23 protein-coding genes and 1 pseudogene are annotated in these 20,398 nt (G+C 40.3%); 16 read left to right on the plus strand and 8 right to left on the minus strand.

What is annotated here, in order from left to right; genetic code table 11:
• Window positions 1-65 precede the first annotated feature (65 nt).
• The 4 genes from FTU12_RS14590 to pabC form a co-directional block, all read right to left on the minus strand.
• The gene (locus FTU12_RS14590; RefSeq protein WP_180114781.1) at window positions 66-485 is read right to left on the minus strand and encodes a PaaI family thioesterase; all 420 of its coding nucleotides are present in this window, start codon (window positions 483-485) and stop codon (window positions 66-68) included.
• A 68-nt stretch (window positions 486-553) separates the two neighbouring features.
• Window positions 554-1,159, minus strand: coding sequence for a dTMP kinase (gene tmk / locus FTU12_RS14595; RefSeq protein ID WP_180114783.1), 606 nt, complete (start codon window positions 1,157-1,159; stop codon window positions 554-556).
• Window positions 1,160-1,168: 9 nt separating this feature from the next.
• Window positions 1,169-2,221 carry an endolytic transglycosylase MltG gene (gene mltG, locus FTU12_RS14600; protein ID WP_180059227.1) on the minus strand — a complete coding sequence of 351 codons (1,053 nt, stop codon included), beginning with the start codon at window positions 2,219-2,221 and terminating at the stop codon, window positions 1,169-1,171.
• A 1-nt stretch (window position 2,222) separates the two neighbouring features.
• Window positions 2,223-3,032, minus strand: coding sequence for an aminodeoxychorismate lyase (pabC, locus tag FTU12_RS14605; protein ID WP_180040132.1), 810 nt, complete (start codon window positions 3,030-3,032; stop codon window positions 2,223-2,225).
• Window positions 3,033-3,193: 161 nt separating this feature from the next.
• Between pabC and FTU12_RS14610 the strand changes: the two genes are divergently transcribed.
• The 8 genes from FTU12_RS14610 to FTU12_RS14645 all read left to right on the plus strand — a co-directional run bounded on the left by FTU12_RS14610 (window position 3,194) and on the right by FTU12_RS14645 (window position 11,265).
• Complete coding sequence (locus FTU12_RS14610) at window positions 3,194-4,201, plus strand: sulfate ABC transporter substrate-binding protein (protein ID WP_180048714.1); 1,008 nt, start codon at window positions 3,194-3,196, stop codon at window positions 4,199-4,201.
• 176 nt (window positions 4,202-4,377) lie between these two features.
• On the plus strand, window positions 4,378-5,391 hold the full coding sequence (locus tag FTU12_RS14615) for a sulfate ABC transporter substrate-binding protein (protein WP_168378040.1): 1,014 nt from the start codon (window positions 4,378-4,380) through the stop codon (window positions 5,389-5,391).
• 33 nt (window positions 5,392-5,424) lie between these two features.
• Entirely contained in the window at window positions 5,425-6,030 is a 606-nt protein-coding gene (locus tag FTU12_RS14620) for an alpha/beta hydrolase (protein ID WP_180114785.1), read from the plus strand.
• Between the two features lie 85 nt (window positions 6,031-6,115).
• Window positions 6,116-6,949 (plus strand): sulfate ABC transporter permease subunit CysT, encoded by an 834-nt coding sequence (cysT, locus tag FTU12_RS14625; RefSeq protein WP_078190342.1) that lies wholly within the window; start codon window positions 6,116-6,118, stop codon window positions 6,947-6,949.
• Window positions 6,946-7,833 carry a sulfate ABC transporter permease subunit CysW gene (gene cysW, locus FTU12_RS14630; protein WP_078190343.1) on the plus strand — a complete coding sequence of 296 codons (888 nt, stop codon included), beginning with the start codon at window positions 6,946-6,948 and terminating at the stop codon, window positions 7,831-7,833. Before cysT ends, cysW begins: the two co-directional genes overlap by 4 nt.
• Before the next feature lie 11 nt (window positions 7,834-7,844).
• Complete coding sequence (locus FTU12_RS14635; protein ID WP_078190344.1) at window positions 7,845-8,906, plus strand: sulfate/molybdate ABC transporter ATP-binding protein; 1,062 nt, start codon at window positions 7,845-7,847, stop codon at window positions 8,904-8,906.
• Between the two features lie 55 nt (window positions 8,907-8,961).
• Window positions 8,962-9,885, plus strand: a complete 924-nt coding sequence (locus FTU12_RS14640; protein WP_168378042.1) for a CysB family HTH-type transcriptional regulator — start codon at window positions 8,962-8,964, stop codon at window positions 9,883-9,885.
• Window positions 9,886-10,050: 165 nt separating this feature from the next.
• Window positions 10,051-11,265, plus strand: a complete 1,215-nt coding sequence (locus FTU12_RS14645) for an OmpP1/FadL family transporter (RefSeq protein WP_257227328.1) — start codon at window positions 10,051-10,053, stop codon at window positions 11,263-11,265.
• A gap of 59 nt (window positions 11,266-11,324) precedes the next feature.
• Here FTU12_RS14645 and carO read toward each other — a convergent pair whose 3' ends face one another.
• Window positions 11,325-12,065 carry an ornithine uptake porin CarO gene (gene carO / locus FTU12_RS14650; protein ID WP_180073575.1) on the minus strand — a complete coding sequence of 247 codons (741 nt, stop codon included), beginning with the start codon at window positions 12,063-12,065 and terminating at the stop codon, window positions 11,325-11,327.
• A gap of 374 nt (window positions 12,066-12,439) precedes the next feature.
• Between carO and dapD the strand changes: the two genes are divergently transcribed.
• The 5 genes from dapD to FTU12_RS14675 all read left to right on the plus strand — a co-directional run bounded on the left by dapD (window position 12,440) and on the right by FTU12_RS14675 (window position 15,800).
• Window positions 12,440-13,261 carry a 2,3,4,5-tetrahydropyridine-2,6-dicarboxylate N-succinyltransferase gene (dapD, locus tag FTU12_RS14655; protein WP_078190347.1) on the plus strand — a complete coding sequence of 274 codons (822 nt, stop codon included), beginning with the start codon at window positions 12,440-12,442 and terminating at the stop codon, window positions 13,259-13,261.
• A 113-nt stretch (window positions 13,262-13,374) separates the two neighbouring features.
• Window positions 13,375-14,085 (plus strand): 7-carboxy-7-deazaguanine synthase QueE, encoded by a 711-nt coding sequence (gene queE / locus FTU12_RS14660; RefSeq protein WP_180114786.1) that lies wholly within the window; start codon window positions 13,375-13,377, stop codon window positions 14,083-14,085.
• A 29-nt stretch (window positions 14,086-14,114) separates the two neighbouring features.
• Entirely contained in the window at window positions 14,115-14,786 is a 672-nt protein-coding gene (queC, locus tag FTU12_RS14665) for a 7-cyano-7-deazaguanine synthase QueC (protein WP_078190349.1), read from the plus strand.
• A 13-nt stretch (window positions 14,787-14,799) separates the two neighbouring features.
• Entirely contained in the window at window positions 14,800-15,207 is a 408-nt protein-coding gene (locus FTU12_RS14670; protein WP_078192024.1) for a hypothetical protein, read from the plus strand.
• 134 nt (window positions 15,208-15,341) lie between these two features.
• A complete protein-coding gene (locus FTU12_RS14675; protein ID WP_111883962.1) occupies window positions 15,342-15,800 on the plus strand; it encodes a peroxiredoxin in 459 nt (152 codons plus the stop codon).
• A gap of 60 nt (window positions 15,801-15,860) precedes the next feature.
• On the opposite strand, the gene FTU12_RS14680 is transcribed toward FTU12_RS14675, so the two are convergent.
• A complete protein-coding gene (locus tag FTU12_RS14680; protein ID WP_180114788.1) occupies window positions 15,861-16,460 on the minus strand; it encodes a LysE/ArgO family amino acid transporter in 600 nt (199 codons plus the stop codon).
• A gap of 139 nt (window positions 16,461-16,599) precedes the next feature.
• Here FTU12_RS14680 and FTU12_RS14685 point away from each other — a divergent pair, with 139 nt between their 5' ends.
• A complete protein-coding gene (locus tag FTU12_RS14685; protein WP_180114790.1) occupies window positions 16,600-17,487 on the plus strand; it encodes a LysR family transcriptional regulator ArgP in 888 nt (295 codons plus the stop codon).
• Window positions 17,488-17,503: 16 nt separating this feature from the next.
• Here the strand turns inward: FTU12_RS14685 and FTU12_RS14690 are convergent, their stop codons facing one another.
• Together FTU12_RS14690 and FTU12_RS14695 are read right to left on the minus strand one after the other, a co-directional pair.
• A complete protein-coding gene (locus FTU12_RS14690) occupies window positions 17,504-18,070 on the minus strand; it encodes a YceI family protein (RefSeq protein ID WP_180114792.1) in 567 nt (188 codons plus the stop codon).
• 87 nt (window positions 18,071-18,157) lie between these two features.
• A complete protein-coding gene (locus FTU12_RS14695) occupies window positions 18,158-18,727 on the minus strand; it encodes a nicotinate-nicotinamide nucleotide adenylyltransferase (protein WP_180114794.1) in 570 nt (189 codons plus the stop codon).
• A gap of 106 nt (window positions 18,728-18,833) precedes the next feature.
• Between FTU12_RS14695 and FTU12_RS14700 the strand changes: the two genes are divergently transcribed.
• Together FTU12_RS14700 and FTU12_RS14705 are read left to right on the plus strand one after the other, a co-directional pair.
• Complete coding sequence (locus tag FTU12_RS14700) at window positions 18,834-19,634, plus strand: enoyl-CoA hydratase-related protein (protein WP_078192396.1); 801 nt, start codon at window positions 18,834-18,836, stop codon at window positions 19,632-19,634.
• Window positions 19,635-19,727: 93 nt separating this feature from the next.
• Window positions 19,728-20,282 (plus strand): annotated as a pseudogene (locus FTU12_RS14705) (nitroreductase family protein); the annotation flags it as partial.
• Window positions 20,283-20,398 lie beyond the last annotated feature (116 nt).

The following is a 20,398-nucleotide window of genomic DNA, read 5'->3' on the forward strand; positions in this document are numbered from 1 at the left end:
TAAAACCATAAAAAGCCGAATGTACATTCGGCTTTTTATTTGAATCAGCAAATGCAATTGAGCCTTTATAATCGCTTCGGTGGAATAGAATAGCTTCCTGTTATATGTGCAACAGGCTCATCCACACCTGCTGAATACACCAACACCTCACCATAAATTATACTTTTGCCCACTTTCAGCAATCGACACTCGCCTATTAAGTCTTTATTGGCTTCTGGTTTTCTTAAAAAATTAATATTCATATTGGTCGTGACCGCCAGTCCTACAATCCCGATCTCCCCCAATATAGCCACATATAGCGCAAAGTCCGCCAAAGTCATCATAGTCGGGCCTGAAACAGTATTGCCAGGCCGCAAATCTTTTTCAGTCACATGCCAAATTAAAGTGGCAGCCTTTTCACCAACTTCAACGATAGTGCAATGCTTTAAGCTTGGCGCAAATTCAGTCTTAAGGAAATTGATAATCTCCTGTTTTGTAGCATGCATAAAAAATCATCCATAACTTTTGCTATGGATGATTTTTAAATCAATTGCCTAACAAATACTATGGCATTTTAGATCTGCTGTAGATGCGATAATGCCTGTTGGAAAACATGCTCAGGTGTTTGGGTTGCGTCAAGGCGTTTCATTCGTTCAGGGTGCGTTTGATGAATCTCAGCAAAACCTGATCTTACTTTCTCAAAGAAAGTTGCTTTCTCTTGTTCAAAACGGTCTAAAGCACCACGCTCTCTTGCTCTTAACATTCCTGTTTCAATCGGTGCATCAAGCCAAAAAGTAATATCCGGTATACGCGCAACAAAACTTGCATTTAAGACATTGAGCTTGTCACGATCTAAACCACGTCCTGCACATTGATAAGCAAAACTCGAATCGGCAAAACGATCACATAAAACGATTTTACCTTCTGCCAATGCAGGTAAAATCACGCGCGCCAAATGCTGTGCGCGTGCAGCATACATAAGTAACAACTCTGTATCATCATTCATTGCTTCATCATGATTGACGGCCAAAAGTAATGCACGAATTTGTTCAGCCATAGGTGTACCACCCGGCTCACGTGTAAGTACGACATTTTTACCCAAATTTTGGAAATGCTCATGTAATTTACGAATGAGTGTAGTTTTACCCACACCTTCCGTGCCTTCAAAGCTAATAAACATGCTCACTCCTTAGTTTTTCGCACGAATTACAGATAAATATTCTTGTACCGCGCGGTTATGGTCTTGCAAATTACTGCTAAATTTATGGCCGCCATTTCCTGTTGCAACAAAATATATATTGTTAGATGAATCAGGATGCATCGCGGCTTCAATTGCTTTTTGACTCGGCAAAGCAATCGGTGTTGGTGGTAAACCATTAATCGTGTAAGTGTTATAGGCTGTTGGTGTACGTAAGTCCTGACGCGTAATATTACCGTTGTACTTATCGCCCATACCGTAAATCACAGTTGGATCTGTTTGCAAACGCATCCCTTGTTTGAGACGACGCACAAATACACCAGACACTTGTTCAAGCTCACTATCAATACTGGTTTCTTTTTCAATAATCGACGCCATAATCAGGGCTTCATATTTATCTTTATACGGTAAATTTTGAGCTCGATTAGTCCAAGCCTGATCTAAGGCTTTGATTTGTCGGTTATACAAATCCTTCAAAATTTTTCGATCAGATTCGCCTTTTGCAAAGAAATACGTATTTGGTGCAAATAATCCTTCTGGGTGTGAATACGGAATACCGAGTTCTTTTAAGATTTGTGCATACGGTAAATGACTGATGTCATGCGTCACCAAAGGATCATTTTTTAACGCGTCTATCAGTTGCTTAAATGTCGTCCCTTCGATCACTAAAATTCGATTCATTTGCGCATTTTCAGAGTTAGAAATCAGTTTCATGACTTCACGTACGCTCATGCCTTCATGGATTTCATACACACCAGCTTTCAGGGTGTCATTGATCATGAACTTTTGGTACAACTTTAAAATAATAGGAAAATGAACTTGTTTCTCTTTGGAAAGTCGGTCAATAAAACCTGAATAGGTATCCCCTGCACCAATCGCCAACATTTGCTTTTTGCCTTCCACAGGATAGGCTTTAAATAAACTCGACCACAGTAAAATCGCCACAAGTACAACGATACCAAGTAGCACAACCAAACATGCTTTAAATGGAAAACCTGCTTTGGCAGATTTTTTCTTATTTGTTTTTTTAGACGCGGTGGACATATTAACGAATCTGACTTAATTGAAGTGTTCGGAAAAGTTCAATACAAGCTTGAACATCTAACTCAACTCCATTCAGAGTTGATGCAATTTTCATGGGACTTAAAGCATTGCAGAAAAAAACACTCTGAAAATGCGTAATTTCATCCATATTGACGTGACGTTGAGTACATGCAATCTGATGCTGCTGCATCCGTTTTAAAATTTCTGCACGCATGACACCATGCACGCCATTATAACGAAGTTCGGGCGTAATCCATCCTTCATTTGTACGAATAAAACAATTACTGCTCACACCTTCGACAACTGTACCTTGCACATCCGTCACCAAAGCTTCCCCCCATGGGGTTTGATCCAACTCTGCTTTGAGCATGACTTGTTCTAATCGATTTAAGGACTTCAAGCCCACCAAACTTGGCATGGTTAACCCAATGGCTTGATGTAATACACCACTTTCGACATTTTCGTACTCAAAATCTGCAACAGCTTTGGGGTAATAAAACACCCAAACATCTGCTGGATGCTCAGGTAAACTATAGCCACGCTGACCGATACCACGACTCAACACGATTTTCAAAGTGCCATTGACGACATCTTGTTTACGTAACAATTTTAGAGTGTCTTCAATGAGGCTTAAATCTGCATTTAGCTTTAATCGCTCATTACTCAGTTTTAATCGTGCAATATGCAAAGCTAAAAGTTCTATTTGTCCTTGGCGAATACGTGCCGTGCTAAAACAGCCATCGCCATAGTGAAAGGCTCGATCAAGTAAATCAACTTGTTCTATTTGCTGCGCATTTTTAAAACACTGCATACATCGTCATCCCAATTACATCACTTTATTTTAAAAAATAATCGTTCAGCATATATTTCTTTTTTGTTCATATTAAATTCTTTTTTAATTATTTTTTCTGCATAAAAACTACAGATATTCTTGCCTCATCCAACAAAACATGTATAAAAATTGAGGACAACATGAATCTATCTAAATTAAAACTTGGGGTTTTGGCTGCATTCATTTCTGCCACAGCATTCAGTGCATCTGCCAAAGATTTCTTAAATGTGTCATATGATCCAACCCGTGAATTGTATGACAACTTCAATAAAGACTTTAGCGTTTACTGGAAAAAAACCACAGGCCAAGACATTAACTTTAAACAATCTCATGGTGGCTCAGGCAAACAGGCTCGTGCTGTTATTGATGGTCTAGATGCTGATGTCGTCACTTTGGCCTTGGCTGCAGATATTGATGAAATTGCTGCACGTGGTTTAGTTGCAAAAGACTGGCAAAAGAAATTTCCGCAAAACTCAACGCCCTATACATCGACCATTGTGTTCCTAGTGCATAAAGGTAACCCGAAAGGCATTAAGGACTGGGGCGATTTAATTAAACCGGGTGTCGACATTATTACCCCGAACCCAAAAACATCCGGTGGTGCGCGTTGGAACTATTTAGCTGCGTGGGCTTGGGCCAAACACCAAGCAGGTGGTAATGATACAAAAGCCCAAGAATTTGTCCGCCAAATCTATAAGCAAACCAAAGTCCTCGACTCAGGTGCTCGTGGTGCAACAACTACATTCGCTGAACGTGGTATTGGTGACGTGTTATTGGCTTGGGAAAATGAAGCACATCTGGCAGTTCGTGAACAGCCGGGTAAGTTTGAGATTGTGACCCCTTCACTTTCTATCTTGGCCGAGCCACCTGTTGCGATTGTAGAAAAAAATGCCAAGAAGGATGGCAATGAAAATTTAGCCAAAGCATATTTAAATTATCTGTACTCACCTGCAGGTCAAACCATTGCAGCACAGAACTATTATCGCCCACGTAATGCTGCGGTACTGGCAAAATATAAAAATGTTTTTAAACCTTTAAAATTAGTGACTATTGATAAAGAGTTTGGTGGTTGGAGCAAAGTACAGAAAAAACATTTTGAAAATGGTGGCGTCTTTGATCAAATCGTGAAGACCAATAATTCCAAATAATGCTTTAAATACAGAAAAGCATCTTCCTTTCGCATAAGGTCGATGCTTTTTTTTCGTAGACACACTTGTTATCTTTTTTATTCATATAAAATTCGTTTTTAATTATTTTTTATGCATAAAGATTGGCGCTATTCTTCCCCCATGTTACAGATAAAGTAAAAATTATTGAGGTTCACATGAGTATTTCCGCAAAATTAAAATTGGGTGTTCTTGCTGCCGTCATCTCGACGATTTCTTTTGGTGCAGCTGCAAAAGACTTTTTAAACGTATCTTACGACCCAACGCGTGAACTCTATGAAAGTGTGAATAAAGACTTCAGTAAATATTGGGAAAGCCGTACAGGTCAAAAAATTAATTTTAAACAATCTCACGGTGGTTCGGGCAAACAAGCACGTGCAGTCATTGATGGCTTAGATGCCGACGTGGTGACTTTAGCACTGGCAGCGGATATTGATGTGATTGCAGAAAAAGCCAAACTTTTACCTGCAGATTGGCAAAAGAAACTTCCACAAAACTCAACGCCATATACCTCAACCATTGTGTTCTTAGTCCGTAAAGGCAACCCTAAAGCGATTAAAGATTGGGGCGATCTGGTTAAACCAGGTGTAGGTATTATTACCCCAAACCCGAAAACCTCAGGCGGTGCGCGTTGGAACTATTTAGCAGCATGGGCTTGGGCAAAACATCAAGCGGGTGGTAATGATACAACGGCTCAAGAATTTGTCCGTAAGATTTATAAAAACACCAAAGTACTCGATTCAGGCGCACGTGGTTCGACTACGACCTTTGCTGAACGTGGCATTGGTGATGTATTACTGGCTTGGGAAAATGAAGCACATTTAGCGATTCGTGAACAACCGGGTAAATTTGAAATTGTGACCCCTTCACTTTCAATTTTAGCTGAGCCACCTGTTGCTGTTTTAGAAAAAAATGCAGAGAAAAAAGGCAATCTTTATTTAGCCAAAGGTTATTTAAACTTCCTTTATTCACCACGTGGTCAGCAAATCGCAGCTCAGAACTTTTACCGTCCACGTAACGCTACAACGCTTGCACAATACGCATCAGTCTTTAAGCCACTTAAACTCGTAACCATTGATAAAGAATTTGGTGGTTGGGATAAAGTCCAAAAAGCACACTTTGAAAATGGCGGCGTGTTTGACCAAATCGTCAAAGCCAACAATGGAAAATAAGACCATTCATTGACTGAATCAGGAGAACTTGACATGACACATACAGTAATTGTCCCGGGTGTAGGCGGTAGTGAACACGCACATTGGCAATCTTGGTTACAACGTCAGCTCATGTCTAGCTCTCGTGTTCAGCAAAAAGACTGGAATCATCCTGTACTAAAAGACTGGATTAAACAATTCGTTCAAACCGTACGACCTTTACAGGGTGAAATTCAAATTGTGGCGCATAGCTTTGGTTGTTTAACCACGGTGGCAGCATTGGCCTTGTATCCAGAACTGAATAAAAAAATCAAAAATTTAGTTTTGGTTGCGCCAGCCAATCCAGCTCGCTTTGGAGAAAACGGCTTTGCACGCGACAGTACAACGGATTACAAAGCATTTTTTCATCAGCTAAGTATTCGTGTGCCAACAACGATGTTGATTAGTGAAAATGATCCTTGGCTTAGCTTTGAAGATGCAAAACAACTTGCAGATGCTTGGAAGCTCTACCCTGTAAATATGGGCGCTGTGGGTCACATTAATGTTGCATCAGGTTTTGGACCATTTCCTGAAATTTTCAATTACTTAATTTCAGAAAACCACATGAAACATATCAGCTTTACTGATGAAAACAAGTATTTATTTCAATTTGCTTTTTAACTACTGAGCATTAAGCTTGTCGCAAAATCATTTATTCAATTTTGCTGACCTTTTAAGTCAGCTTTTCTCATTTTGAGGAGTCATCATGTCGCAGCGATCCCGAGTGCTGCCAGGATTTGGTCTTTCTCTAGGCTTTACCCTAGCGTATTTATCCTTAATTGTGCTCATTCCCCTTTCAGCCGTATTTATTAAATCTTTAGGTATCGGTTGGGACGGACTATGGGAGATTTTAAGCTCAGAACGGATTTTAAAATCATTACAATTGAGTTTTAGTGCCGCCATTATTGCTGCGTTAGTCAATGTGGTTTTTGGTTTGCTCTTAGCATGGTGTTTAGTTCGTTATACCTTCCCGGGTAAACGTATTGTCGATGCTTTGGTTGATTTACCATTTGCATTGCCAACTGCCGTTGCGGGTATTGCATTAACTTCGTTATATGCACCGACTGGTTGGATCGGTCAGTACCTTGAACCCATTGGCATTAAAGTCGCATATACCCCAATCGGGATTACCTTGGCTCTCATCTTTATTGGTATTCCTTTTGTGGTTCGTACTGTACAGCCTGTACTGAGCGACCTAGAAACTGAACTTGAAGAAGCAGCTTCTGCACTGGGTGCAAATCGCTTTCAGATCGTGACCAAAGTGATCTTACCTATTCTATTTCCTGCACTGTTAACAGGTTTTGCTTTGGCCTTTGCACGCGGTGTGGGTGAATATGGATCGGTGATTTTTATCGCAGGTAACCAACCCTTCAAAACTGAAATTGCGCCATTGATGATCATCTCTCGTCTTGAGGAATATGATTATGCAGGCGCGACCACGATTGCAGTCGTGATGCTGGTGATTTCTTTTGCCATTTTATTCTTAATTAACTTGGTTCAAGCATGGGCAAGTCGCCGTACAGGGAGAACTGCACGATGAATACGAACAGTAATGCGCTTGCGGAAAAATTACAGTCGCGTGATGCAACGCGTGAACCGACATGGGTTCGTTATACCCTGATCATCATTGCTTTAATTTTCTTCTTAAGCTGCCTGATTCTGCCATTGGTTTTGGTTTTCGTTGAAGCCTTTAAACAAGGTGTTGGCGTTTACTTCCAAGCACTGGTACATCCAGATACATTATCAGCAGTAAAACTTACGCTACTGACAGCTGTGATTGCCGTACCGCTAAACGTGGTCTTTGGTGTAGCTGCGGCATGGTGTGTTGCCAAGTTTAATTTCCGTGGTAAATCTATTTTAACCACGATTATTGATATGCCATTTTCAGTCTCTCCAGTCATTGCGGGCTTAATGTTGGTATTGATTTTTGGTACTCAAGGTTGGTTAGGCGGCTGGCTAATGGATAACGACATCAAAATTTTATATGCCGTTCCAGCCATTGTTCTTGCCACTGTGTTTATTACCGTTCCTTTTGTGGCACGTGAGTTGATTCCATTAATGGAAGCTCAAGGGACTGAGGAAGAAGAAGCGGCAATCGTCTTGGGTGCTTCAGGTTGGCAGACATTCTGGAAAGTGACACTTCCAAATATCAAATGGGGCTTAATCTACGGCGTGATTCTATGTAATGCACGTGCAATGGGTGAGTTTGGTGCTGTTTCTGTGGTTTCAGGTCACATTCGTGGCGAAACCAACACCTTACCGCTACACGTAGAAATCCTTTATAACGAATATACCTTTAGTGCTGCTTTTGCTGTGTCTTCACTATTAGCGCTCTTGGCGATTGTCACCCTGATTTTAAAAACATGGGTTGAACTACGTCAGGAACGACAAGACAAGCGTAAAGAAGATTCACAAGTTTCTTAAGGAATGACCTCATGAGTATTCAAGTAAAAAATATTGAAAAACACTTTGGTGCATTCCATGCACTTAAAAATATCTCTTTAGATTTCCCTGATGGTCAGCTCGTTGCGCTGCTTGGTCCATCAGGCTGTGGTAAAACTACCCTGCTACGTATCATTGCAGGTCTTGAATCTGCCGATGGCGGCCAAGTGATTTTAGAAGGTGAAGATGCCACTAAAGTTCATGTCCGTGAACGTGAAGTTGGTTTTGTATTCCAGCATTATGCACTGTTCCGCCACATGACCGTATTTGACAACATTGCTTTTGGTTTACGCGTACGCCCACGTGCAACACGTCCATCAGAAGCGGAAATCAAAAAACGGGTTACTCGTTTGCTTGATCTTGTTCAGCTTGGTTTCTTGGCTGACCGTTACCCTGCACAACTTTCAGGTGGTCAACGCCAACGTATTGCCCTAGCACGTGCTTTAGCGGTTGAACCGCGTGTGTTATTACTGGATGAACCTTTCGGTGCATTGGATGCCAAAGTTCGTAAGGAATTACGCCGCTGGTTACGCACCCTGCATGACGAACTCCACATCACCTCTATTTTCGTGACCCATGACCAAGAAGAAGCACTTGAAGTGGCCGATCAAATCATTGTGATGAACAAAGGTAACGTAGAACAGATTGGCTCGCCACGTGAAGTTTATGAAAAACCTGCAACACCGTTTGTATTTGACTTTTTAGGTCAAGCCAACCGTTTTGAAGGTCAAAATAGCAATGGCCTCATTCAAATTGGTGAAGACCGAATTTTGTTGCCACAAAACGCCAATGCGCCGCAAGGAAATGTCATTGCCTTCGCACGTCCGGATGAACTGCGTATTCATGCACAGCCGCAAGAAAATGCCATTCAAGCGACTTTTGTACGTGAGCTTTGGATTGCAGGTAAAGTCATTGCTGAACTGCATGACCGCCAAGGCAATCTGATCGAAATTTCATTAACGGCTGATGAAGCGAAAGCGCATCAATTCCGCCCAAATCAAACGGTATGGTTAAGTGCAACTAACTTGCATTTATTTGAAAACCAAGTTGCATAAAACAAAAAGTTGGGGCCGTCACAAGCCCCACTTGCTTTTAAGGTAAAATAAAATTATGAATTTCCAACAATTAAGAATTATTCGAGAAACAGTACGTCAGAATTTTAATTTAACAGAAGCATCTGCTGCACTTTACACCTCGCAGTCTGGCGTGAGTAAACACATCAAAGATCTAGAAGATGAACTTGGTGTACAGCTATTTATTCGTAAAGGTAAACGTCTACTCGGTTTAACCGAACCAGGCCAGTCTTTATTGGGAATCGTTGAACGCATGCTCGTGGATGCAGACAATATTAAACGTCTAGCAGATGACTTTAACAAAGTGGATGAAGGGACATTGACTATTGCGACCACACATACGCAAGCGCGTTATGTCTTGCCGCCGATTGTGAACCAATTTAAAAAAGAATTTCCAAAAGTTCATCTAATTTTGCAACAAGCAAGCCCTGTTGAAATTACAGAAATGCTCCTTCAAGGTGAAGCGGATATTGGGATCGCAACCGAATCGTTAACCACCGAAGATAACCTTGCAAGTGTGCCTTACTATAACTGGCAACACAGTATCATCACACCACAAGAGCACCCACTCACCCAAAAATCAAATATCACCATTGAAGATTTGTCGAACTATCCAATTATTACTTACCACGGTGGTTTTACGGGTCGTTCTAAAATTGATAAAGCTTTTGAAGATTCAGGCTTTAATGTAGATATCGTGATGTCCGCACTTGATGCAGACGTTATTAAAACCTATGTTGAACTGAATATGGGGGTTGGTATTGTCAACGATGTAGCATACGACCCAGAACGTGACTACCGTTTAAAACAGATTCCTACCGATATTTTTGGCGTTAATACCACTTGGATTGCTGTTCGCAAAGGACATTTGCTACGCGGTTATGGCTACGAGTTTATTTCTTTATGCTCACCAGATGCCGACATCAAAGCGTTGAAAAAAGTGGCTTACCCAGAAGACTGATATCCCAACTGACAAATTAAAGAGGACACTTGCTGTCCTCTTCTTTATTGGTAAATTTATATTTTATCTAAGTTTTCTTGGCTTTATTTTTAATTTCTGCTTAAAATACGTTCAACACAATAAAAATTAAAACTTCATTACTTCCGACCCATAAGCCAGGACTATATGAAAAATCAATTCGTCGCAGTGGCAGTCGGGATCGCCTGCCCCATACAGATCATGTATGCAGCAGGAATAGAAAACTCAGATCAATCGATCTCTGCATTTCTTGAACACGGAAATTATACTGAAGCGAGTTTTGCTTATATTGATGCTCATATTGAGGGGAAAGTACAAAACCAAGGTTTAATCAGTGAGTTGGGCATCACTGATTTTTCTACAGGGAATCTCGCCCATCAACAATTTTCTGGGAAATTTGCACTTAAAATTCAACCACATGAAAATATTTCTGCGGGAGTAATTTATGAGCAACCTTTTCATACTGATATCAATTATCAATATAGTCCTCGCTTACCAGATAGCTCAAATATCGATATTGAAAGCGCCGATATTAACTTTAGAACGCATAACCTAACTGGACTGGTAGGCTATCAACCCAATAATAATTGGAATATTTATAGCGGTTTAAGCCTACAAACATTTAAAGGTGATTTAAAAATTTCTGGGCAACAATATGCTGCTCTCAATGGCTATCATGTTTATTTAAAACAAGATGAAGCGATCGGCTGGCTGCTCGGTTTCAGTTATCAAATTCCTGAATACGCACTTAAAACCAGCCTAACCTATCGTTCAAAAATCAAACATGACAATAAAACATCTGAATCGACTTTGTATTCAAATGGTCCTTTTCAGTTAGTCCCTGACATCCATACATCCATTCAAACGCCACAAAGCGTCAATTTTGAATTTCAAACAGCCATTAGCCCACACAATGTTGTTTATGGCACAGTTCGGTGGATTAATTGGAAAGATTTCAACATTCAGCCACCGCAGTTTAATGCCGTGCTTCAGTACGCAGCACTCGATCCACAATACCATGATTTAGCTGATATCCAATTGGTGGAATATCAGAAAGATCAATGGTCAGGAAAGTTAGGGATTGCACATCAATTGAATCCGAGTTGGCTCGCTGCTGCAGAGTTTATTTGGGACAACGGGACAGGAAATGCGGCGTCTACCTTAAACCCAAGTGATGGCTATCGAGGTTTAGGTTTAGGTATGATGTATAAATTTAACCCGAACAATTTTCTAGCGACTGGCCTGTATTATATGAAACTCTCAAAACCATCGAATACTGAAACATCTCATATTTCAGGTCTTGCAAGTGTCTCAGACAATGATGCCATGATCTATGGTCTGAAATTTGGTCACAGATTTTAAACGCTTTCTAAAAACAAAAAAAACGAGCCGAAGCTCGTTTTTTTTATTTCAGTAAGAACTTACCAATGGTAGCTCACACCTACTTTAGCTACTGGCATCCATTCATATTTGTCATCGTTTGCAATTTTACGTGCCTCATTATCTACAGATTCGCTGATTGAAGGTGAGCCTGTTACAGAGTTTTGAAGATTACCGTACTCTTGAAGTTTCACAGTAGGGTTGCCAGTGTAATAAGCACCTACTTCACCAAATACACCAAAGTTTTTATTTAATTTTGGTGCAAAACCTAAACCTACATAAGGCGCAATGTCATTATCATAAGATAAGTTACCTTTCACACCACCAATGCCAGTGTAGCTGGTACCATCAACTTTAATCGTACCTTCGGCATTTTTATTATGTTTATTTAGACCGTATTCATTATCGATATAACCTACACCTGCAGCAACATATAAGCCTTGTGCCCAAGGACTCGTACTTGCGCCCCATGGACGAATTTCTGCATTTAAGTAGCCAACGCTGTTATCCATATCCATGTCATATTTAGTGCCATTGATTGACAAATCATCAGACCATGAAATATCACCACCGTTATAACCTAATGCAAGGCCGACGTATGGGTTCGCAGTCCAAAGTAACGCACCACCATAACCAGTCGTACCCACTTCTAGACGAGCGCCAGTTGGGATAAGTTGGTTTTGATCAAATGCATAGCCATCATGAACTACAGAGGTATCTGCCATTGCAGTACCTGCAGCAGTAAGTAGAGCAGCTACTGTTAATAAACGTAATGATTTCATGTGTTTCTCCTCAAAATAAACTCTTATTCAGATTTTACAGACTTGTTATATGGCACATGTTAAAAGGAAACACAGCTCAACATTTATGCAAATTTACTGATTTTTTGTTAACTTTTGATACATTTAGATTTTAATATTGATTAATAAAGAGTTTTTGTTTCATTTTTTTAAATATAATAATGATGTTAAGGAACAATTCTGTATATTTTGCGTATTTTTTATACAAACCTTATGAAAATGCTAAATTCATCACTCTTAATTTCTTGGATTTAGTGCTTGCTTAATAATTAATTCCGATCCTAGGCCGATTTACCATCTATTTTTGACTCGATTTAGTGTAAAATCTTGGAAAATTTTTTTCTGGATGGAAGAACATGTCTCAGCTTTCAACAATCATTGAACAAGCGTTTGAAGACCGTGCTAATTTCACTGCAGCTGACTGTCCTGCTGAAGTACGTGCAGCAGTAGAAGAAGTGATCGCTGGCCTAGATAACGGTACATTACGTGTTGCTGAAAAAATTGATGGTGAATGGATTGTTCATCAATGGGTGAAAAAAGCCGTTTTGCTTTCATTCAAATTGAACGACAACAAACCAATGGAAGCTTGTGACTTACGCTTCTATGACAAAGTTGATACTAAGTTCTCTGACTGGACTGAAGAACAATTTAAAGCTGCTGGTGTACGTGTAGTACCACCTGCTGTAGCACGTAAAGGTTCTTTCCAAGCAAAAAATGTTGTATTGATGCCTTCATATGTCAATATTGGTGCATATGTTGACGAAGGTACAATGGTTGATACATGGGCAACTGTTGGTTCATGTGCTCAAATTGGTAAAAATGTTCACTTATCTGGTGGCGTTGGTATTGGTGGCGTTCTTGAACCACTTCAAGCGAATCCAACAATCATTGAAGACAACTGCTTTATCGGCGCGCGTTCTGAAATCGTTGAAGGTGTGATCGTAGAAGAAGGTTCTGTGATTTCAATGGGTGTATTCATTGGTCAATCAACTAAGATTTATGACCGTGAAACTGGCGAAATCCATTACGGCCGTGTTCCTGCGGGTTCTGTTGTAGTTTCTGGTAGCTTGCCGTCTAAATGCGGTAAATACAGCCTCTACGCTGCAGTAATCGTGAAAAAAGTTGATGCGAAAACTCGTGCGAAAACAAGCTTGAACGAATTATTACGCGAAGACTAAGTCTTTATTTCAGCGGAGCATTCGTGTTCCGTGGAGCCTCTATCGCTCCTCGTCTCTACGGTTAGCAATGATCGTAGAGATTTTTTGTTTTTTTATATCTGGTTAATTTTGTTATGAGTACCCTTCGATCTTCCGCTATTCCTGTTTCTGATCCGTCTGCGGGTTTACGTATTACGGAGATTTTTTATTCATTGCAAGGTGAAGCCAATACCGCAGGTTTGCCTACGGTCTTTATCCGTTTAACGGGCTGTCCGTTACGTTGCACTTATTGTGATACAACCTATTCGTTTGAAGGCGGTGAACGCCAATCATTAGAAGAAATTATTCAAACTACTTTAGATTTTAAAACCCCTTATATTTGCGTGACAGGTGGTGAGCCGCTTGCTCAACCGAACGCCCTTCCCCTCATGACTCGTCTGGCCGATTTAGGCTGCGAAGTCTCTTTAGAAACCAGCGGTGCTTTAGATGTGTCTAAAGTTGACCCACGTGTTTCAAAGGTTATGGATTTAAAAACCCCGACATCGGGTGAAGTTGCACGAAATTTGCTTAGCAACTTCGACCATTTAACGCCACATGATCAAATCAAATTTGTGATTTGTAATCGTGAAGACTATGAATGGTCAAAACAGCAAGTTGAGCGCTATAAGCTAAACGAAAAAGTCAACACCATTTGGTTCTCTCCGGCCTTTGCCGTTGAAAAAGGCGCTGTTCGTTTACCTCAGCTTGCACGTGATTTAGCACAATGGATTTTAGAAGACCATCTCCCTGTTCGCTTCCAATTGCAATTACATAAATTGCTTTGGAACGATGAAACTGGTCGTTAAGTTTTAAAGAATTATTTGGAGTAATGCATATGCGCCCTCGTGCCATAGTTTTATTGTCTGGCGGCTTAGACTCAACCACTTGTTTAGCTTGGGCTCAAGCGCGTTATGAATGTATCGCCTTGAGTTTTATGTATGGTCAACGTTCTACGACAGAACTAGATGCTGCTCGTGAGTTAACTAAGCAGGCTGGTGTAGAACATCGTGTCATTAATATCGATTTAGGTAACTTAGGTGGCTCTGCGTTAACTGACCATAGCATTGAAGTTCCTGATCATGAACAAGCCGGTATTCCTGTAACTTATGTACCAGCGCGTAACACGATTTTCTTGTCATATGCTTTAGCTGCGGCGGAAGTTTTTGGTGCAGAAGCGATTGTCATTGGTATTAATGCAGTTGATTACTCAGGCTATCCAGACTGTCGTCCAGAGTTTATCGAAGCATTTGCCAACATGGCTCGCCTTGCAACAAAGGTTGGCGTTGAAGGAAAACCACTTAAATTTGAAACACCTCTGTTACATTTATCCAAAGCAAATATCATTCGCTTAGGTATAGAACATGGCGTAGACTACAGTCAAACGGTGTCTTGCTATCAAGCAGATGACCAAGGTCGTGCTTGCGGTAAATGCGATAGCTGCCGTCTTCGTAAACAAGGTTTCGTTGACGCAGGTGTTGAAGATCCGACACGTTACATACCGAAATAACAAGGTAGGGTTTATGAAAAATTTAAAATCAAACATTATTCTTTCTGCTGCTTTCTCTGCAGCTGCATTGTTTGCTTCAGTTGCACACGCTGACAACGACAAGCTTCAACAAGCATATAAGAGCACTAACGTAAAATCTTCGTTAATTAATGTTTGTAAAGAAGAAACTGGCAAAGGTAAAAAACTAACTGCCGCTGAAGTTAGCAAATACTGTACTTGTGCTGTTGAAGCAGATGGTCGTTTAACCAATGCTCAAAAATGGGAAATCCAAAGCACAATCAACCAGAAGAAAAGCCCTGCAACACTCGCTTTTGTTCAAAAACAAAATAAAGACCTTCAAGCATGTTTCGGTCCTCAGTTAACAGGTAAATTAAAAAATTTAACTGAAGAAGCAATGAAATCTGCTCAAGCGAAAAAATAATTTTCGTTTTAAAAAAGCCTGCAAATGCAGGCTTTTTTATTGCTTTAAGTTCAAAGTAAATTCTGTATGATGGTCATATTTCACATACTTTGTTTAAGCCCCTTTAGGGATAAGACACGAAAAAGGAAATCTTCATGACTGAAATTAGCTTACCAAATCAAACCTTTCCAACTACCTCAGGTGAAGTCAACCTTGCAGAACTAAACAATGATTGGCTGATCGTTTACTTCTACCCTAAAGATTCAACACCGGGATGTACGACGCAAGCCATTGGGTTTTCATGCTTAAAAGATCAGTTTGATGCGCTTAATACACCAATCTACGGCATTTCTCGTGACTCGGTTAAAGCCCATCAAAACTTCACTGAAAAGCAAAATCTAAGCATTGATTTAATCAGTGATAAAGAAGAAGTGCTATGTCAGCATTTTGACGTGATTAAAGAAAAAAATATGTATGGCAAAAAGGTTATGGGCATCGAACGTTCAACCTTTATTTTCCATCATGGCAAGCTGGTAAAAGAATATCGCAAGGTCAAAGCTGCAGGCCATGCAGAACAAGTCTTAGAAGATTTAAAAGCACTACAAGCAGCATAACAGTAATGATTTGAGCCCGCTCCTTTAGGAATGGGCTCAAACTTAATAAGAAGCTTCTAACTAGAGCAATAATGAGGCTGCAATTCCCCACATCACAACGCCAATAATAAAGTCTAAAACTTTCCATGCCTTTGCACTTTGGAAGAGTGGTAATAAACAGCGCGCACCATATCCGAGAACAAAGAAAAATACCCATGAAGCTGTAATTGCCCCAATCGCAAAATATACTGCGGTCGATTCAAACTTCGTGGAAATAGAACCAATCAGCACAACCGTATCGAGATACACATGTGGATTTAACCACGTTAAAGCCAAGCAAATCAGTACCAACTTCAATAATTTGGTTTCATTCTTTTCACTAGGCGCTAAACTGCTCGAAGTTTTGAAGGCTTGCAGAAAATGCTGTGCTCCATAAACTGCTAAAAAAGTTGCGCCCAAATATTTCGCAACACTCACAATTTCCGGATAACTTTTAACCAATTGGGAGAATCCGAGTACACCCAATAAGATGAGTATCGAATCAGAAGCAGCACAAATAGCGCAGAGCCAAAAGACATACTGCTTTTTTAACCCTTGTTTAAGAATAAACGCATTTTGCGCACCAATCGCGATAATTAGGCTAAATCCAATTGCGAGCCCTTGCATATAACTGTGCAACATTTTTTAACTACACTTTCAAAGCATTAAATGAATGTTGCTATTATCGAAGCTTATTGTTAAAAATAAGTATTTATAAATAAATATCATTATAACTAAGTTTTTCTTAGTTTATAAAATTTCTAATGCTCATAGGTGACTCATGTTACAAAGCAAACATAGTGAAGCTTTTCTTGCAGTAGCTGAAACAGGAAGCTTTGAACAAGCGGCACTGCGTTTAAACATTACGGCATCTGCGGTCACGCTCAGGCTGCAAACCTTAGAAAAGAAATTAGGTCATGTACTCATTGTGCGTGAACGGCCCTGCCGCCCAACACTCGCAGGCCAATCTTTATTGCATTATCTACAACACAGCAAATTACTAGAACATAATTTTCTGCAAAATCTAACAGGACAAACGGCGAATGCTTTCTATCAAGTCAATATTGCAACCAATGCTGACTCACTTGCGACATGGTTACTTCCGCTACTCAAAGATCTCTTAATTGAAGAAAAAATCGTGATTCAATTTCAGGTCGATGATCAGTCACAAACACATCATTTATTAGAAGCAGGACTGGTCAATGCCTGTGTCACAACAGAATCAGAAGCCATGAAGGGCTGCGTTGCAGAATATCTGGGTGAAATGCATTATCGATTTGTAGCAACCCCTGATTTTATCCAAAGATGGTTCGGTCAAGGCGTGACGCGAAATGTCTTAAGGGCTGCGCCTGCACTGATTTTTAATGAGAAAGATGACCTACATACGCAATCGATTCAGAAGAATTTCGGGCTCAATCCTTCACAATATCCGCATCATTTCATTCCCTCTTCAACTGCATTTTTTGATGCCATTACGATGGGCTTGGGCTATGGATGGTTACCCGACTATCAAAGCAAAGACTTATTAGCAGCGGGAAAATTGATAGAGCTTTCAACAGAACTCAGTATTGATTTAGCCTTGTATTGGCATCATTGGAACCAACAATCAATTCAATTACAGAAAATAACTGCTGTTGTGCTACAACACGCCAAAGATCATATGTGTTGAAGCCAACAAAATAGGGTTATTCAATCCGCCATTGGCCTTTGAGTTGTATTAATACTTGCTCACCTACTCCACCGAGTGCTTTACGCATACCAAAATCACTACGTTTAATGGTTGCTAAAGATTGAACATCCAACACTTTTGGATTTTGTGGACTAGGGGCAAGTGTGGTATCAAAGATCACAGGTTTAGTGATGCCACGAATGGTGAGATCCCCTCGAATCATATACTTGGCATAAGCGACTGGTTCGATTTGTTTACTGAAAAACTTCACATGCTTAAATTCTGCAGCATCAAAATATTCGCTCCCCAAGATTAATCCTTTCAAGCTTGGGTTACTAAAACTGATGCTATCCACATCTAACACTAAATGCGCTGAACCTTTATGCGGAACTTCAGGATCAAACTTAAGATTCGACTGAACCTTATTAAAGCGTCCTTCAACAATAGATAAGCCCACAGATTTAATGCCAAATGTGACCTGACTATTAGGCGTTAGCGTCCATTCAGCAGCATGTAGGGGCAATACGCAGCATAAAGCGAAGGCTCCCATATATTTTGCTAACGTTCCGTGACGCAAATTCATGTTTTTCTCCTGAATAAAACACAGCCTAAAATCACTACAACGTTTATTTTTTTGCTCCATTGTAGTGCTAGAAATTTTAGCGTTTTTTTATAGCAGATTTGTTTTATCCTGAGTCATAAATTTGTGTTGAAGTTGTTTATAAATGTCAGTCTGTTGAAATTTTTGCAAAAATTCGACGGTACCTTGAGGAAAAGCATCATGCTGAATTTCACCACGATAATACGCTTCACGTACCGGTGTCGCTGAAATGGCTCCTTCTAGACTATCCAGCTCAACCATTTCCCACTCGGGGAAGAATTTTAAATAATAAGAAGAATCATCTTTAAAATGCCCGATCAAACCGACTTTTGCATTCGTTTCAACTACATCATTTACCAAAGATTTGACTAGCTTTTGCCATTTTTCATCGTTATATACATCAATCACATGCACAAACTTGATTCGCTTCTGATCTTGCTCTGAAAAATTCGACAAGATCATTCGCTCACGTTCTGTCGCTAAAAATGGATTTTTGATATTACGTTCATTTTGCGCCGAACCCAGTGCTAAAAGCACATATTGACTTTGTTGCAAGGCAATTTTAATGGTTTGCAGATGTGCTAAATGGAACGGCTGAAAACGCCCAATGAAAACCAAATAATCAAATGTATATTTCATATCAAATCAAACTTTTTATGAACTGAGCAGTTGTGCCACAGGCTGAAATATGCGACATAATGTCGAGCATAAAATCAAAACGAAACTTTTACGCAAGGATAGTACGATGACACTGAGCTGTATTCAACAACCCCATGAACATTTGAATGCGAATTTGGACAATGGCGTACTGACCTTGGCCATTAACCGACCTCAGGCGAAGAACGCGCTGTATACAGAATTATATCTGTGGATTGCAAAGGCATTAGATGAAGCTGATCAGGATACTTCAGTGCGTGTAGTTGTACTCCGTGGTCAAGATGCGGACTTCAGTGCGGGCAATGACATGCAAGATTTCATGAAATCTGCTGCTCAAAAAGGGCAAGCTCCAGCTTCTGAAGGCGCACCGTTCATTTTATTAAAATCTGCTGCTCAATTTTCTAAGCCGTTGATCGCTGCGGTTCGTGGTGTTGCCATTGGGATTGGTGTTACGATTCTGCTTCATTGCGATCTTGTCTACAGCGACAATACTGCCCTATTCCAAATTCCGTTTGTGAGCCTTGGTCTATCGCCTGAAGGTGCATCGAGCAAGCTATTGGTTCAACAAGCCGGCTACCATAAAGCGGCTGAATTACTCTTAACCGCTCAGAAGTTTGATAGTGCGACAGCGCTTTCAGCGAATTTGGTCAATAGCATTGAAGAAGATGCTTATGCGACAGCTGCGAAAAAAGCAGCACAGTTATCTGCTCTACCACTCGCTTCTTTGGTTCAATCAAAAGCATTAATGAAACATAATGTAGATGAAATCGTGGCATGGATTGACCATGAAGCTGAGATTTTCATGGATCGAGTAGGTTCTCCAGAAATGATGGAAGCTGTTGCAGCCTTTATGCAAAAACGCAAACCTGACTTCTCTCAGTTCAATTAATTTGTAATGGAACTTAAAAACCACTCATATTTGGGTGGTTTTTTTCATCTCAGCCCCAATCTATTTTCTAAATTAAAAACTGGATGTTTCCACATGACTGCAGCATCACAAACTGAAAATAAACCTGAAAAGAAACGCTACTACGAACCTGCACCTGAAGGCATCGATATCGAAAATTTTAAAAAAGTTGTACAAAGCCGTCGTTCTGTACGTAAGTTTACCGACAAGGCCATTCCAAACGATGTTTTAGATGAATGCTTAGACCTTGCCCTGCTTGCGCCAAATTCATCAAATTTACAGCCTTGGACATTCTATGTCGTTCAGAACCCTGCAAAGAAAAAACAGTTGGTGAAAGCTTGCTTAGGGCAACTTGCGGCAAAAACTGCTGCTGAATTGATTGTCTGTGTCGCGCGTACCGACCGTGTAGATGAAATGGCTAAACGTAATATTTCCGAATTTCCATTCCCTGAAGCACCTGCAGCTGTGCAGAAGTATTACAAGTTCATTCCTTATAACTATAAAACTGGTTACTTCAACGCACTAGGTAACTTTAAGAAAGTAGCTTTCAAAGTTGCACGTACACTGGATAAACAGTTGCCTGTGACGGCGTTTAATGAAGCAGATGCGAAACTTTGGGTGAACCGTACCGGGTTTGTCGGAGACTTTTTTATTTAAGTTAGGCCACCTGACCTAACGGGTTAATCTTATCATAGTACATTGCTTCAAACTCAAAAGGCGATACATAACCCAGTGCACTGTGTACA

Origin of the sequence: Acinetobacter sp. YH12063, from assembly GCF_013419715.1 — a bacterium.
In the GTDB taxonomy this organism is placed as follows: domain Bacteria; phylum Pseudomonadota; class Gammaproteobacteria; order Pseudomonadales; family Moraxellaceae; genus Acinetobacter; species Acinetobacter amyesii.